This is a genomic window from Rhodococcus sp. NCIMB 12038 (assembly GCF_002165735.1).
Lineage (GTDB): Bacteria > Actinomycetota > Actinomycetes > Mycobacteriales > Mycobacteriaceae > Rhodococcus_F.
In genome coordinates, this window is record NZ_NHML01000032.1 from 73,268 (window position 1) to 87,816 (window position 14,549).

14 protein-coding genes are annotated in these 14,549 nt (G+C 67.6%); 10 read left to right on the plus strand and 4 right to left on the minus strand.

Translation table 11 applies throughout. The annotated features are described in order from the left end of the window. Nucleotide 1: 1 nt before the first annotated feature. Entirely contained in the window at nucleotides 2-826 is an 825-nt protein-coding gene (locus CA951_RS34425; RefSeq protein ID WP_087561135.1) for a crotonase/enoyl-CoA hydratase family protein, read from the plus strand. 171 nt (nucleotides 827-997) lie between these two features. Beyond that, nucleotides 998-1,957 (plus strand): hypothetical protein, encoded by a 960-nt coding sequence (locus tag CA951_RS34430; protein WP_087561162.1) that lies wholly within the window; start codon nucleotides 998-1,000, stop codon nucleotides 1,955-1,957. A gap of 76 nt (nucleotides 1,958-2,033) precedes the next feature. Here the strand turns inward: CA951_RS34430 and CA951_RS34435 are convergent, their stop codons facing one another. Next, nucleotides 2,034-3,071, minus strand: coding sequence for an LLM class F420-dependent oxidoreductase (locus CA951_RS34435; RefSeq protein ID WP_087561136.1), 1,038 nt, complete (start codon nucleotides 3,069-3,071; stop codon nucleotides 2,034-2,036). A gap of 79 nt (nucleotides 3,072-3,150) precedes the next feature. Here CA951_RS34435 and CA951_RS34440 point away from each other — a divergent pair, with 79 nt between their 5' ends. Genes CA951_RS34440 through CA951_RS34460 form a run of 5 tightly spaced genes read left to right on the plus strand, consistent with a single transcriptional unit; the run spans nucleotide 3,151 to nucleotide 7,688 of the window. Beyond that, complete coding sequence (locus CA951_RS34440) at nucleotides 3,151-4,131, plus strand: Zn-ribbon domain-containing OB-fold protein (RefSeq protein WP_087561137.1); 981 nt, start codon at nucleotides 3,151-3,153, stop codon at nucleotides 4,129-4,131. A 12-nt stretch (nucleotides 4,132-4,143) separates the two neighbouring features. Continuing rightward, nucleotides 4,144-5,208, plus strand: a complete 1,065-nt coding sequence (locus CA951_RS34445) for a thiolase domain-containing protein (protein WP_087561138.1) — start codon at nucleotides 4,144-4,146, stop codon at nucleotides 5,206-5,208. Continuing rightward, on the plus strand, nucleotides 5,208-6,383 hold the full coding sequence (locus tag CA951_RS34450; RefSeq protein ID WP_087561139.1) for a thiolase domain-containing protein: 1,176 nt from the start codon (nucleotides 5,208-5,210) through the stop codon (nucleotides 6,381-6,383). Before CA951_RS34445 ends, CA951_RS34450 begins: the two co-directional genes overlap by 1 nt. A gap of 17 nt (nucleotides 6,384-6,400) precedes the next feature. Continuing rightward, entirely contained in the window at nucleotides 6,401-7,264 is an 864-nt protein-coding gene (locus CA951_RS34455; protein WP_072947861.1) for a TIGR03619 family F420-dependent LLM class oxidoreductase, read from the plus strand. A 10-nt stretch (nucleotides 7,265-7,274) separates the two neighbouring features. Continuing rightward, on the plus strand, nucleotides 7,275-7,688 hold the full coding sequence (locus CA951_RS34460) for a nuclear transport factor 2 family protein (protein ID WP_087561140.1): 414 nt from the start codon (nucleotides 7,275-7,277) through the stop codon (nucleotides 7,686-7,688). A 9-nt stretch (nucleotides 7,689-7,697) separates the two neighbouring features. Here the strand turns inward: CA951_RS34460 and CA951_RS34465 are convergent, their stop codons facing one another. Together CA951_RS34465 and CA951_RS34470 are read right to left on the minus strand one after the other, a co-directional pair. Continuing rightward, nucleotides 7,698-8,954 (minus strand): erythromycin esterase family protein, encoded by a 1,257-nt coding sequence (locus CA951_RS34465; protein ID WP_087561141.1) that lies wholly within the window; start codon nucleotides 8,952-8,954, stop codon nucleotides 7,698-7,700. A gap of 95 nt (nucleotides 8,955-9,049) precedes the next feature. Next, a complete protein-coding gene (locus tag CA951_RS34470; protein ID WP_087561142.1) occupies nucleotides 9,050-10,306 on the minus strand; it encodes a cytochrome P450 in 1,257 nt (418 codons plus the stop codon). A 160-nt stretch (nucleotides 10,307-10,466) separates the two neighbouring features. Here CA951_RS34470 and CA951_RS34475 point away from each other — a divergent pair, with 160 nt between their 5' ends. From CA951_RS34475 to CA951_RS34485, 3 genes are all read left to right on the plus strand, one after another. Continuing rightward, entirely contained in the window at nucleotides 10,467-11,630 is a 1,164-nt protein-coding gene (locus tag CA951_RS34475; protein ID WP_087561143.1) for a steroid 3-ketoacyl-CoA thiolase, read from the plus strand. An 8-nt stretch (nucleotides 11,631-11,638) separates the two neighbouring features. Further along, nucleotides 11,639-12,124 carry a nitroreductase family deazaflavin-dependent oxidoreductase gene (locus CA951_RS34480; protein ID WP_087561144.1) on the plus strand — a complete coding sequence of 162 codons (486 nt, stop codon included), beginning with the start codon at nucleotides 11,639-11,641 and terminating at the stop codon, nucleotides 12,122-12,124. Nucleotides 12,125-12,224: 100 nt separating this feature from the next. Further along, a complete protein-coding gene (locus tag CA951_RS34485; protein ID WP_087561145.1) occupies nucleotides 12,225-12,890 on the plus strand; it encodes a GNAT family N-acetyltransferase in 666 nt (221 codons plus the stop codon). A 43-nt stretch (nucleotides 12,891-12,933) separates the two neighbouring features. On the opposite strand, the gene CA951_RS34490 is transcribed toward CA951_RS34485, so the two are convergent. Continuing rightward, complete coding sequence (locus CA951_RS34490) at nucleotides 12,934-14,544, minus strand: acyl-CoA synthetase (protein WP_087561146.1); 1,611 nt, start codon at nucleotides 14,542-14,544, stop codon at nucleotides 12,934-12,936. Nucleotides 14,545-14,549 lie beyond the last annotated feature (5 nt).

Genomic DNA, 14,549 nt, shown 5'->3' on the forward strand with positions numbered 1-14,549 from the left:
AGTGTCCTCTACAACGACCGAGAAATCCGACATTTCGGCACAGTCGCCGCACTGCCTCGTCGAGAAACGCGGGCACGTCCTGATCGTCACGATGAACCGCCCCGAGGCGAAGAACGCGCTGTCCGGCGAAATGATGGCGATCATGCGGGACGCGTGGGACCAGGTCGACTCCGACCCGGACATTCGGGTCGCCATCCTCACCGGCGCCGGCGGCGCCTTCTGCGCCGGCGCCGACCTCAAGGCCATGACGTCGCAGCACCCCAGCGACTCTTTTTCGGGGGGCGGCTGGGACCTGTCGAAGATCGAGGCGCTGCTCAAGGGTCGGCGCCTCACCAAACCCCTCATCGCCGCAGTCGAGGGTCCCGCCATCGCCGGCGGCACCGAGATCCTGCAGGGCACCGACATCCGAGTCGCCGGAGAGAGCGCCAAATTCGGTGTCTCCGAAGCGAAATGGGGACTCTTCCCCCTCGGCGGCTCCGCCGTCCGCCTCGTCCGGCAGATCCCGTACACCGTCGCCGCCGACATCCTCCTCACCGGACGTCACATCAAGGCCCCCGAGGCCAAGGAGATCGGGCTCATCGGGCACGTCGTCCCCGACGGCCAAGCCCTCGACAAGGCCCTCGAACTCGCCGACCTCATCTCCGCCAACGGCCCCCTCGCCGTCCAGGCTATCCTGAAGACCATCCGCGACACCGAAGGCATGCACGAGGAAGAGGCCTTCCAGATCGACGCCGCCCTCGGCACCGAGGTCTTCAAGAGCGCCGACGCGAAGGAAGGCCCCCGCGCCTTCTCCGAAAAGCGGGCGCCGAAGTTCGAGGGCCGCTGACCTCGATCCCTTCCCGCCGGGCGAATGTACCTTTCAGCGCATCTGAGGCGCCGAGAGGTACATTCGCCCAGCGTGTGACGGTTATCCACAGCCTCTAGTTATCCACAGGCCACATTAGAACGCCTGGTGACCGGGACTGCCGCCGACGTCGGGTGGGCCATGATCGACTCCATGCGACGCGGAGAGTGGTGGCATCGCCTCGAAGACCTGTACGGAGTGAGCCGGTCCGGAATCATCCGCACCGCCGAGTTGAGGCGATGGGGTGTGCCGAATTCGGCGATCGACGCTCGATGCCGTCCGGGCGGACCGTGGCAACGCCTCCTTCCGGGCGTCGTGATGCTCGGCAACGGCCACCCCACTGCGCGTCAGCGTGCAGTGGCGGCGATCGTGCTCAGCGGTGAGAACGCAGTCCTCACCGGTCGTGCCGCGCTGCACGAGTACGGCTACGGAACGTCGTACTCCGGTGATGCCCACGTCCTGATCGCCACGCACCGGCGAGTGCAGTCCACGGGCTTCGTTCTCGTCGAACGTACGACGAGGTTGCCGGTACCGGTGACGCGCAACGGACTTCCCTGCGCGCCGCTTCCGCGCGCGTTGCTCGACGCGGCGCGACGGTGCCGCACCCTCGACAGCACTCGATCCCTCATCGCCGAGGTCGTCCAGCGGGGCGAGGTGAGCGTCGCCGAGCTGATCGCGGAGTTGGACTCGGGCAGCGGCCGCGGCGCAGCACTCCCCCGCGCCGTACTGCGCGAGGTGAGCGCCGACGTCCACTCGGTGCCCGAGGCCGAGGCCCGCAGACTGTGGCTGCGTAGCGGATTACCTCCAATGGTCTTCAACCGCAGGATCGTCGACGCCGCCGGGCAGTTCATAGCCATGCCGGACGGGTGGATCGACGAGGTCGCGTTCGCGTGGGACATCGACTCTCTCGACTGGCATCTGGCGCCCAAGGCGTACAAATCGACCGTCGAGCGCCGCACCCGGATGCAGAACCACGGCATCATCGTCCTTCCGACGCTGCCGAGCGCCGTCCGCGACGACCCCGACCGCGTGATCACCGACCTCCGGTCGCACTACGAACTGGCGTCGTCCCGCCCCCGGCCGACGGTCCGGATGCTCGACGCGCGCAGGTGAATGTACCTTTCAGCGCCTCAGGTGCGCCGAAAGGTACATTCGCCCGGCGCGCGGGAGGTCAGTGGCGCGCGGGAGGTCAGCCGAGGACCGCGGCGGACAGTTCGCGGACGTGGTCGGCGTCGCGGCAGGAGACGAGGAGCATGGTGACGCCGGCGTCGGCCCAGCGTTTGACGTCGGCGCGGACTTCGTCGACGTTGCCGATGATCATGGTTTCGGTGACCATTTCGTCGGGGACGACGGCGGCGGCTTCGTCCTTGCGGCCGGCGCGGAAGAGGCGCCCGATTTCTTCGACCTGCTCGCCGTAGCCCATGCGGGTGTAGACCTGGGCGTGGAAGTTGAGTTCGGGGGCGCCCATGCCGCCGACGTACAGGGCGGTAATCGGTTTGAGGCCGGCGATGGCGGCGTCCCGGTCGTCGGTGACGATGACCTGGCAGGTGGCCGCCACTTCGAAGTCTTCGCGGGTGCGCCGGGCGCCGGGGCGGGCGAAGCCTTCGTCGAGCCATTCGTTGTACATGGGGGCGAGGCGGGGTGAGTAGTAGATGGCGAGCCAGCCGTCGGCGATCTCGGCGGTGAGCGCGACATTCTTGGGGCCTTCGGCGCCGAGCCAGATCGGGATGTCGGGGCGGAGCGGGTGGGTGATGGGCTTGAGTGGTTTCCCCAGGCCGGTGCTGCCGGGACCGGTGTAGGGCAGGGGGAAGTGCGGGCCGTCGCTGGTGACGGGTTCCTGCCGCGACAGCACTTTGCGGACGATGGAGACGTATTCGCGGGTGCGGGCGAGCGGTTTGGTGAACGGCTGCCCGTACCAGCCTTCGACGACCTGCGGTCCGGAGACGCCGAGTCCGAGGATCGCGCGGCCGCCGCTGAGGTGGTCGAGGGTGAGGGCGTGCATGGCGGTGCTGGTGGGTGTGCGTGCCGAGATCTGGACGACGGACGTGCCGAGCCGGACACGTTCGGTGCTCGAACCCCACCAGGCGAGGGGGGTGAAGGCGTCGGATCCCCACGATTCGGCGGCGAAGACGGCGTCGAATCCTTCGGCTTCGGCGGCGGCGATCAACTCCGGGGCGTTCGCCGGCGGCTGTGCGCCCCAGTATCCCAGTTGCAACCCGAGCTTCATCGTGTGCCTCCGCATCGACCGTCGTCAGAAGTGACCCTTGCCACAAACACTAGAACCTGTTCTACTCGAAGTTGTGAGCATGGGAAAGAGCGCGGTGGCCGAAAAATTCTCGAACGAACCGTTGAGCGCCCCGCTGAAACTTCAATTCGACTACACCCGATCGGTGGGCCCGACCGTCGGAGCCTTCGTGACCGCGCTGCGCGACCGTAAGGTCATCGGCGCCCGCGGCTCGGACGGACGCGTCTACGTCCCACCGCCCGAATTCGACCCGAACACCGCCGAACCCCTCACCGACTTCGTTGGGGTCTCCGACGCCGGGACCGTGGTGAGCTGGACGTGGATGCCGGATCCGATTGCCGGACAGCCACTCACCACCCCGTTCGCGTGGGCGCTGATCAAGCTGGACGGCGCCGACACGTCGCTGGTGCATGCCGTGGACGTCGACTCCCCCGCCGGGATGAGCACGGGCATGCGGGTGCGGGCACGGTGGGCGCAGGATCGCGTCGGGCGGATCCAGGACATCGTGTGCTTCGAACCTGGGGAGTCGACCGGCGAATCCGGACCGGACTCGAAGTCGGAACCGGTCACGATGGTCACGATGCCGATCGATCTCGACTACCTGCACTCCGCGTCCGCCGAGGAGAGCTTCTACCTCCGAGGGCTGAAGGAGGGCAAGCTGATCGGTGGGCGCTACGGGCCGGGCGGCAAGGTGTACATCCCGCCGCGCAGCGCCAACCCCACCGACGGCATCCCGACGAAGGAGCAGGTGGAACTGCCGGACCGGGGCATCGTCACGACGTTCTGCATCGTGAACGTTCCCTTCCTCGGGCAGCGGATCACGCCGCCGTACGTCGCCGCCTACGTCCTGCTCGACGGCGCGGACATCGCGTTCCTGCACCTGATCCTCGACTGCGACGCCGCCGACGTGCGGATGGGCATGCGCGTGGAGGCCAAGTGGAAGCCACGCGAGGAGTGGGACTACACGCTCGAGAACATCGAGTACTTCCGGCCGACGGGCGAACCCGACGCCGAGTACGACACCTACAAACACCACCTGTAAGGGCGCGGCACAATGACAGATATCGCAGTCGTCGGGTTCGCGCACGCACCGCACGTGCGCGAGACCTCCGGCACCACCAACGGCGTCGAGATGCTGGTTCCCTGCTTCCAGCAGCTCTACGAGGAGCTGGGAATCACGAAGTCCGACATCGGCTTCTGGTGCTCGGGCTCCTCGGACTACCTGGCCGGCCGTTCGTTCTCCTTCATCTCGGCCGTCGACTCGATCGGCGCGGTGCCGCCGATCAACGAGTCACACGTCGAGATGGACGCGGCCTGGGCGTTCTACGAGGCCTGGATCAAGATCATGACCGGCGAGGTCGACACCGCCCTGGTCTACGGCTTCGGCAAGTCGTCGGCGGGCAATCTCCGCAAGATCCTCTCGATGCAACTCGACCCCTACCTGGTCGCGCCACTGTCCCTCGACTCGGTGTCGCTCGCCGGACTGCAGGCGCGTCTCGGACTCGACGCCGGGAAGTGGACGTCCGAGGAGATGGCGGCGGTAGCCGCGCGCAGCCGGGCCGCGGCCGAGAGCAACCCGAACACCCAGTTGTCGGGGCACGTCGACATCAACGAACTTCTCGCCAGCCCGTTCGTCGCGGATCCGTTGCGCGCCCACGACTGCGCACCGATCACGGACGGCGCCGCCGCAGTCGTGCTCGCGGCAGGCGACCGCGCGCGTGAACTGTGCGAGCGGCCGGCCTGGATCACCGGGGTCGACCATCGGATCGACTCGCCCGGGTTCGGCGCCCGCGACCTGACGGTCTCGCCGTCGACGACGGCCGCCGCCCGCGCCGCCACCGGCGGGGACGTCGGCGGTCTCGACGTGGCCGAACTGCACGGACCGTTCACCCATCAGGAACTGATCCTCCGCGAGGCCATCGGACTGTCCGATGCGACGACGATCAACCCGTCGGGTGGCCCGCTGAGCGGGAACCCGATGTTCTCCGCGGGTCTGGAACGCATAGGTTACGCAGCCAAGGCCATCATGGACGGCAACGCCGGGCGCACGCTGGCGCATGCCACGAGTGGTGCTGTGCTGCAACAGAATCTGGTCGCAGTCTTGGAGGGACGCAACTGATGGCGAAGCAATTGGCCGCCGTACTGGGCACCGGTCAGACCCATTACGTGGCGAAACGGCACGACGTGTCCATGGCCGGGTTGGTGCGCGAGGCGATCGACCGCGCGATGGACGACGCGCGGGTGGGCTGGGACGATATCGACGCCGTCGTGGTCGGCAAGGCACCGGACCTGTTCGAGGGGTCGATGATGCCGGAGCTCGCGATGTCGGACGCACTGGGCGCCAACGGAAAACCGCTCCTGCGTGTGCACACGGCGGGCTCGGTCGGCGGTTCGACCGCGTGCGTGGCGGCGAGCCTCGTGACGTCGGGGGTGCACAAGCGGGTGCTGACGGTGGCGTGGGAGAAGCAGTCCGAGTCGAACGCCATGTGGGCGCTGTCCACCCCGATTCCGTTCCACATGCCGGTCGGCGCAGGCGCGGGCGGGTACTTCGCCCCGCACGTCCGCTCGTACATCCGGCGGTCCGGCGCACCCGATCACATCGGCGCGATGGTGGCGGTGAAGGACCGGCTGAACGGCAGCCTCAACCCGTACGCCCACCTCAAGCAACCCGACATCACCCTCGAATCGGTGCAGTCCTCGCGGATGCTGTGGGATCCCATCCGCTACGACGAGACCTGCCCGTCCTCGGACGGCGCCTGCGCGCTGGTGATCGGAAACGAGGAGGCCGCCGAGCAGGTCGTCGCGGACGGTCATGAGGTGGCGTGGATTCACGCGACCGCGATGCGCACCGAGCCCACCACGTTCGCCGGACGCGACCAGGTGAATCCCCAGGCCGGCCGGGACGCGTCGGCCGCGCTGTGGAAGGCTGCGGGCATCGAGGATCCGCTCGACGAGATCGACGTGGCCGAAATCTACGTCCCCTTCTCCTGGTTCGAACCGATGTGGCTCGAGAATCTGGGCTTCGTCGCCGAGGGTGAGGGCTGGAAGCTCACCGAGGCCGGCGAGACGGCCATCGGCGGCCGGCTCCCGCTCAACGCGTCCGGCGGCGTCCTGTCGTCCAACCCGATCGGCGCCTCCGGGATGATCCGGTTCGCCGAGGCGGCGATGCAGGTGATGCACCGCGCCGGCGACCATCAGGTGAAGGACGCACGCAAGGCACTCGGCCACGCCTACGGCGGCGGTTCGCAGTACTTCTCGATGTGGGTGGTCGGTTCCGACCGGCCGAACAACTAGTAGTAGGGACGTCACCAGTGAAATTCACCGTCGGCATCGCCATGAATCCCCTCGATCAGTTGCCGGCTCTCGCGAAAACCGCCGAGGAGTGCGGGTTCTCGTCCATCGCACTCCCCGACTCGCTGTTCTTCATGGAGAAGCAGAGCGCCGACTACCCGTACACACCGGACGGCTCCCGGATGTGGACCGAGGAGACGCCGTGGGTGGATCCGCTGATCGCGGCGGCCGCCATGGGCGCGGTGACGTCGAAGATCGAGTTCTACACCCAGGTCCTCAAGCTGGGGTCCCGCAATCCGGTGCTCCTGGCCCGCCAGGTGGGATCGGTGGCGAACCTGATCGGCAACCGGTTCGGTTTCGGAGTCGGGATCGGCTGGGCACCGGAAGAATTCGAATGGTGCGGGGTGCCGTACGCGAAGCGCGGCGCACGCGTCGACGAGATGATCGACGTCATCAAGCTGATCCTCGGCGGCGGGATGGTGGAGTATCACGGCGAGTTCTACGACTTCGACCGCCTGCAGATGAGCCCGGCCCCGACGAAGCCGGTGCCGTTCTACGTCGGCGGGCACACCGACGTGGCCCTGCGCCGCGCGGCCCGGGTCGGCGACGGCTGGACGTCGGCGATGATCAAGTTCGACGATCTCGTCCAGGTCATCGCGCGACTGCGGGAACTGCGGGAAGAGTACGGCCGCGCCGATCTGCCGTACGAGATCCAGACCGTCTGCATCGACCGTTTCGGCAAGGACGGTTACGCCGAACTGGCCGATGCCGGGGTGACCGACACGATCGTCGTCCCGTGGGTGTTCGACGGCATCGGCTTCGACGGACCCCTGGACGCCAAGCAGGAGTCGCTGCGCAAGTTCGCCGACCAGTACATCGGATAGGAGTGTGGACATGACGACGACCGACCATCCTGCCCGACTCGCCGGAGCGGCGTCCCGCGCGGCGGCCAGCGGCAGGCGCAAGGACGAGTGGCTGGCCCTGTTCGCCGAGGACGCGTGCGTCGAAGATCCCGTCGGCCCTTCGGGTTTCGACCCCGAGGGGAAGGGTCATCACGGCCTCGACGCGATCTCCCGGTTCTACGACATGACGATCGCGACCACCGAATCGCTCGAATTCCTGATCACCGATTCATTGGTGTGCGGCAACGAGAACGTGAACATCGGGACCATCCGGTCCACGGTGGCGGGATCGCAGATCGACGCCGAGGGCGTGTTCGTCTACCGCGTGAACGACGAAGGCAAGATCACGTCGCTGCGGGCCTTCTGGGAGGTCGAGCGGGCGATGAAGACACTGCGCAAGGCCTGAGGGTTCGGGTCACCCCGCGGTCTCGTCGACGTGCCGCAGGAAGAGGACGGCGTCGAGTTCGCCGAGGCACGCGGGGTCCAGCGGGAAGTACGTGGAGTTGCCCGACGCGTCGGCGCGCTTCTCCGCACCGCGGATAGCGTCCGCCACCGGCGCGGCAGGCACGAGACAACTCTCGCCGACCGCGAAGAGCCGATCCTCGAGGGTGCCCGGTGGCGGCTGTCCGATGCCGTGGCCGGGCGCCTCACCGACGGCGGAACCGATGACCGTGTAGGCGTCGCCGAACCGCAGGTCCAGGTGGGCGCCCGCGCACGACCACTGCAGGTGCATTCCGGCGAGATCCCAATGGGTTTCGCCCTTCAGCAGGTGGCCGTTGTGGGCGAAGACGAACGTCGGGCCCCGATCGGCCTCCCGCCGCGCCAGCGCGGACAGGTTGTCCGCCATGAGGGTGTCGCGGATACCCAGAAGCCTCGCGATGCGGCGTGGGGAGTTCTCCGCCATTCCGGCGTGGTAGCTGAGTAGGCGGGTCGCGACGCGGCCGTGCAGTTCGGCCTCCCACCATTCGTCTCGGGTGCCCGCAGCGACGAGGCGAGGCGCCTCCGACGCCAGCAGCGTCATCAGGTCGTCGGCGATCAGACGCAACTGTCCGGCCTCGGCGGTGGCGCCGACGGATCGGGTCGGGTCCATGGCGACGGCCGGGTCGCTCCAGCGGTCGTCGTCGCCGATCAGCGCGGAGATCCGGTGCGGAGTGCAGGGCAGGTCCCGCTCGTCGAGGTGGGTCCGCAGGTAGGAGTCGAGGAAGGTCAGGGCCTGTCGGGGACTGTCGGCGGACGTCATCTCGATGGGAGCGTCGAAACCGGAGAACCGCACGTGCTCGCCCGGTTCGCGTCGGCTGTTGTAGTCGGCCATCCATCCGACCAGATCGCGGTTGGCCCGGGACTCGCCGAAGCCGTGGCTGAAACCCTGGGCCATGACGTCGGCGAGGGGCAGGCCGCTCGCGCCCCGCACGAAGGAGTCGACGAGTATCCCCTTCAGGCAACTGCTTTCGATGGCGAGGGAGCGGTAGCCCTCGTGTTCGACGAGGTACCGGAACATCTGATTGCGGAGCAGCAGAAAGCTCTCCTCCCCGTGCATGGGCTCGCCGAACCCGAGCAGGCGGGGCGCCGTGTCCAGGCGGCGAAGGAACGCGCCGAGGGCGGCGGTGACGCTCGGATCACCCGGGGCCGAGAAACCGGCACCCGAGCCTTCGACGACGGCCCGCACGGTCATGGTGGCTCACCTTCCCTCGGACACCACGCCGGCGAAAGGGAACAGCGGCGTCGGAGAGGATGAGGGTGCCCTCCGACGCCGCTGAATCAGGGGGGTCAGTGCCTGACCGGGCAACCGCCTGACGCAGTCTTGTAATCGACCTGAAACTCCTTGATACCGTTGAGCCAGCCCGAGCGCAACCGACGCGGATCTCCCAGCTTACTGATATCGGGCAGGTGGTCCGCAATCGCATTGAAGATCAAGTCGATCTCGAGGCGCGCGAGGTTGGCGCCGAGGCAGAAGTGCGCGCCCGTGCCGCCGAATCCGACGTGCGGGTTGTTCTCCCGCAGGATGTCGAACTGCTCCGGATTCTCGAACGCGTCCTCGTCGAAATTCGCGGAGCCGTACAGCATTACGACCCGCTGCCCCTTCTTGATGGGCACGCCGCCGAGCTCGGTGTCTTCGAGCGCGGTGCGCTGGAACGAGTTGACCGGGGTCGCCCACCGGACGATCTCGTCCGCCGCCGTCTTGGGGCGCTCCTTCTTGTAGAGCTCCCACTGATCGGGATGGTCGAGGAACGCCATCATGCCGTGCGTGATGGCATTGCGGGTGGTCTCGTTTCCGGCGACGGCCAGCAGGATCACGAAGAAGCCGAATTCCTCGGGAGAGAGCTCATTTCCATCGATGTCCGCTTCGATCAGCGTCGTGACGATGTCGTCGGCGGGGCACTTCTTGCGCTCGTCCGCCATCTGGTACGCGTAGCCGAGGATCTCCATCGACGCGGCGTTCGGGTCGATGTCCAGTTCGGGGTCGTCGTAGCCCGTCATCTGGTTCGACCAGTCGAATACCTTCTGTCGATCCTCCTGCGGCACGCCGAGCAGTTCGGCGATCGCCTGCAGTGGAAGCTCACATGCCACCTGGGTGACGAAGTCGCCGGCCCCCGAGTCGGCGGCGGCCTTCACGATCCGCTCGGCGCGTTCGGTGAGTTCTTCGCGCAGGCTGTTGATCGCGCGCGGCGTGAAGCCGCGGGAGACGAGTTTGCGGAGTTTCGTGTGCTCGGGAGCGTCCTTGTTGATGAGGATGAAACGCTGCATCTCGATGTTTTCGCGCGGGATGTCGTCGGCGAAGCGCACGATCGCGGTGTTCTCGTGGGTGGAGAAGACGTCGCTGCGCCGCGACACCTCCTTGACGTCCTCGAGCTTGCTGACGACCCAGTAGCCGTCGTCGTGGAAGCCACCGATCTCCGGCGGCTGCGGGTTCCACCAGATCGGCGCAGTCTTCCGCAGTTCGGCGAACTCCTGGTAGGGGATGCGTTCTGCGTAGATGTCCGGGTCGGTGAAGTCGAAACCCTCTGGAAGATTGGGCTGCGCCACTGCTGTCTCCTGCCCTAAGCCATACACCACTCAGTGATGTGGAACACGTTCTACTAGCATTGAAGCACAAGCCGGGCGACTAGCAAAGGAAAGCTCATTCAGACCTTGCCCGGATAGCAGAACCTGTTCTATTTTCTGAGAACAAGGAAAGGAGCCCGCCGTGGGCACACCCGTCATCGTCGAGGCAGTTCGCACCCCCATCGGAAAGCGCGGTGGCTGGCTGTCCGGATTGCACGCCGCCGAGATCCTCGGCGCCGCTCAGCGGGGCATCCTCGACCGCTCCGGCATCGACCCCGAACTGGTGGAGCAGGTGATCGGTGGTTGCGTCACCCAGGCCGGCGCGCAATCGAACAACATCACCCGGACCGCGTGGCTGCACGCCGGACTGCCCTGGCAGGTCGGTGCCACCACCATCGACTGCCAGTGCGGCTCCGCGCAGCAGGCCAACCATCTGATCGCGGGCCTGATCGCCACGGACGCGATCGACGTCGGAATCGCCTGCGGCATCGAGGCCATGAGCCAGGTGCCGCTCGGGGCGAACGTCGGGGAGAACGCCGGCCCGCGCAGGCCCGCCGACTGGGACATCGACATGCCCAATCAGTTCGAGGCCGCGGAGCGCATCGCCCGCCGCCGCGGAATCACCCGCGCCGACGTCGAAGCCCTCGGGGTGCGGTCGCAGGCCCGCGCCAAGCAGGCGTGGGACGAAGGACGTTTCGACCGGGAGGTGCTGCAGGTGACGGCACCCGTCGTCGACAAGGACGGCAACCTCACCGGTGAGACCCGGGTCGTGACCCGCGATCAGGGTCTGCGCGACACCACCGCGGAGTCGCTCGCCAAGCTGAAGCCCGTCCTCGAGGGCGGCATCCACACGGCGGGCACGTCCTCGCAGATCTCCGACGGCGCCGCGGCCGTCATGCTGATGGACGAGGCCAGGGCGCGCGCCCTCGGCCTGAAACCGCGGGCCCGCATCGTCTCCCAGGCACTCGTCGGTTCCGAACCCGAATTCCACCTCGACGGACCCGTCCAGGCCACGGCACGCGTCCTCGAACGCAGCGGCATGAAGATCGGCGACCTCGACCTGTTCGAGGTGAACGAAGCCTTCGCGTCGGTCCTGCTGTCGTGGGCGTCGGTGCACGAGCCCGACATGGACAGGGTGAACGTCAACGGCGGCGCGCTCGCGCTCGGACATCCCGTGGGCAGCACCGGGTCCCGGCTCATCACGACGGCCCTGCACGAACTCGAGCGCACCGACGGGTCGACGGCCCTGATCACGATGTGCGCCGGCGGCGCGCTCGCCACCGGCACCATCATCGAGCGGATCTAGGGCCACCCGTGAATGCTCCCGCCGCCGCCCGGCCGCCCGGTCTCGACTCGAAGTGGACGGTCTCCTTCATCAAGTGGATGTCGAAGGTCAACGTCGTGCTGTACCGGCGGACGGGCGGGCGACTGGGCAGCAAGTGGCGGGTGGGCAGCGCCTTCCCCCGCGGGTTGCCCGTCTGCCTGCTCACCACCACCGGCCGCAAGAGCGGCGAACCCCGGATCAGCCCGCTGCTGTTCCTCGAGGACGGCGACCGCATCATCCTCGTCGCGTCGCAGGGCGGCCTCCCGAAGCACCCGATGTGGTACCTGAACCTGCGCGCGAACCCGCAGGTGACCGTGCAGGTGAAGTCGCGGGTCCGGCCGATGACCGCCCAGGTGGCCGACCCCGACGAACGCGCGCGACTGTGGCCGCGGCTCGTCGACATGTACGCCGACTTCGACAACTACCAGGCGTGGACGGAGCGCACGATCCCCGTCGTCGTCTGCACGCCCCGATAGCAGTTGTATGTACCGTCGGGTAACGCGTGCCATGTCGGAGGACATCTTGCAGTATTGACGCGTACGGACTTGTACGACGGCCGAGGGCGAGGAATTGCAGATGAGTACACAGGTTCAAGATCGGATACACGACCGTCGAGAGCTCACCGCGGTCCTGCTGCGCGCACTCGAGCAGCGGCACGAGGTTCTCGACGCCATCGTCGACAGTGAGGACCACGCCGAGGCCCTCACCACTGTCGCCGGACTCCTCGAGACGACCGAGGCGTACGCGGAAGCCGTCCTCAACCTGACGTTCCGCCGCCTCACCAAGGTCGAGCGGCGCCGCATCCAGTCGGAACTGAAGGACCTCGACGCCACACTGGAGTGGACCGCGACGGACCGGCCTGCGAGCACGGGCCGCAACTTCCGCCTCCGCCCGTTCACCGAAACCGACGAGGACGCCGCCCTGTTCCGGCGCCGCTGCGTCGAGCAGGTCGACGACGCGGGCACACCATGGTCCGAGGAGCGGGTCGAGAAGGAACGTGCGGAGGGCCTGAGCCGGGTCGACGACGAGTCTGCCGCGTGGTTCGTGTGTGAGGACACCGCGGAGAACACGGCCGTCGGCATGGTGTTCGGCGAGTTGTCGGGACGCGAGGTCGACGTTGCGATCTGGATCTCCCCCGACGCCCGGAAGAAGGGCTACGGCACCGCGGCCGTGAAGCACAGCCGTCAGGAACTCGCCGCCGAATTCCCGGGAACGGTCCTGGTCGTCCGCGCTCCCGCCTGACCCCCAGGTGAGTGGCGAAGCGTGCGGGAGCACACTTCGCCACTCACGTGCGGTGGTCGGGGTCGCGCTGTTTGGTGACGCCCTGGGCCCAGCGGTAGTCGGGTTTGCCGCTCGGTGTGCGCTGGACGGTGTCCTCCACCCACACCAGCCGCGGAATCTTGTAGCCGGCCAGGCTCTGCCGCACGTGGTCCTCGAGACCGGCGAAGTCGACGCCCCGGCCGTCGCGCGCCTGCACGACCGCGGAGACCCGGTGCCCCCACCGTTCGTCGGGGACGCCGACCACGATGGCGTCGTAGACGTCGCAGTACGCCTTCACTGCGCTCTCGACCTCTTCGGCGAACACCTTCTCGCCGCCGCTGTTGATCACCATGTTGCCGCGCCCGAGCAGGGTGATCGACCCGTCGGCCTCGATCCGCGCGCGGTCGCCGGTGACGACCACCGGTTGTCCGTCGACCTCGCGGAAGATCTCCCGGGTCTTCTCCGGGTCGTTGTAGTAGCCCAGCGGAACGTACCCACCCTTGGCGAACCAGCCGTCGATCCCGGAGCCGGGTTCGACGGGACGACCCGCGTCGTCGATCACCAGCGCGTACCGCCCCGCCGGCACCCGTGGACCACCCACCTGCGTCTCCCCCTTGGTCGCGAAACCGATTCCCCCGAAACCAGTCTCGGACGCGCCGATCGAATCGGACACCAGCAGCCCCGGGAACGCCTCGAGGAACGCGTCCTTGATCACCGGGGAGAACAGCGCGGCGCCCGACGCGACGACACCGAGGCTCGACGTGTCGGTCCGGGCCGGATCGAGGGCCTCGATCAGCGGCCGTCCCATCGCGTCGCCGGTGATGATTAGGATCTGCACCCGGTGCCGCTCGACGAGTTCCCACGTCCGGTCGGCGTCGAATTTCGATTCCAGCAGCACCGTGTTTCCGCTGAACAGCGCGGTGAACGTCGGCATCATCGCGGCCGCGTGGATCAGCGGGGGCAGCGCGAACCACAGCGTCGGCTCCCCCTGCGCCCCGACCCGCGACTGCTGGTACTCGTCGTCGATCGCCTCACCGGTGTAGAAGTCGAGACCACCGGCGAGGACGCGCCAGATGGCCTCGTGCGTCCACACCACGCCCTTCGGACGCCCCGTGGTGCCGCCGGTGTACATCATGAACAGGTCTTCGGAACTGCGTTCGCCGAAGTCGCGGTCGCCGCTGCCGGACAGCGCCTCCTCGTACGGGACGGAGTCGCTGGGCAGACCGGCGCCGCCGAGATCGTCCTCGACGACGACGGCGTGCCGGATCCTCGGCAGCGAGGGCAGGACCTCCGCGATGCGCGGCGCGTAGACCCGATGGTGGACCACGGCATCGAGTTCCGCGTTGCCGTACACGTAGGCGAGTTCGTCGCTGGTGTACCGGTAGTTGATGTTCACCGGCACCGCGCGAATCTTGTACGCCGCCAGCAGCGTCTCCATGGTCTCGATGGAATTGTGCAGGTGCACGCCGATGTGCGAACCGGCGGTCAGTCCCGCGTCCAGGAAGTGATGGGCCAGCCGGTTGGCGCGGTCCTCCAATTCCCGGTACGTGACGCGGCGAGCGCCGCAGATCAGCGCCACCCGCTCCGGCATCACGTCGACGGAGTGCTCGAACAGGTCTGCCAGGTTGTAGGCCACGGAGT

What these genes read in the sequence shown, in the direction of transcription:
- CA951_RS34430 (WP_087561162.1), top strand. Translation starts at nt 998, where the DNA reads ATGCGACGCGGAGAGTGGTGGCATCGCCTCGAAGACCTGTACGGAGTG.
- CA951_RS34450 (WP_087561139.1), top strand. Translation starts at nt 5,208, where the DNA reads ATGGCGAAGCAATTGGCCGCCGTACTGGGCACCGGTCAGACCCATTAC.
- CA951_RS34435 (WP_087561136.1), bottom strand. Translation starts at nt 3,071, where the DNA reads ATGAAGCTCGGGTTGCAACTGGGATACTGGGGCGCACAGCCGCCGGCG.
- CA951_RS34485 (WP_087561145.1), top strand. Translation starts at nt 12,225, where the DNA reads ATGAGTACACAGGTTCAAGATCGGATACACGACCGTCGAGAGCTCACC.
- CA951_RS34445 (WP_087561138.1), top strand. Translation starts at nt 4,144, where the DNA reads ATGACAGATATCGCAGTCGTCGGGTTCGCGCACGCACCGCACGTGCGC.
- CA951_RS34440 (WP_087561137.1), top strand. Translation starts at nt 3,151, where the DNA reads ATGGGAAAGAGCGCGGTGGCCGAAAAATTCTCGAACGAACCGTTGAGC.
- CA951_RS34460 (WP_087561140.1), top strand. Translation starts at nt 7,275, where the DNA reads ATGACGACGACCGACCATCCTGCCCGACTCGCCGGAGCGGCGTCCCGC.
- CA951_RS34465 (WP_087561141.1), bottom strand. Translation starts at nt 8,954, where the DNA reads ATGACCGTGCGGGCCGTCGTCGAAGGCTCGGGTGCCGGTTTCTCGGCC.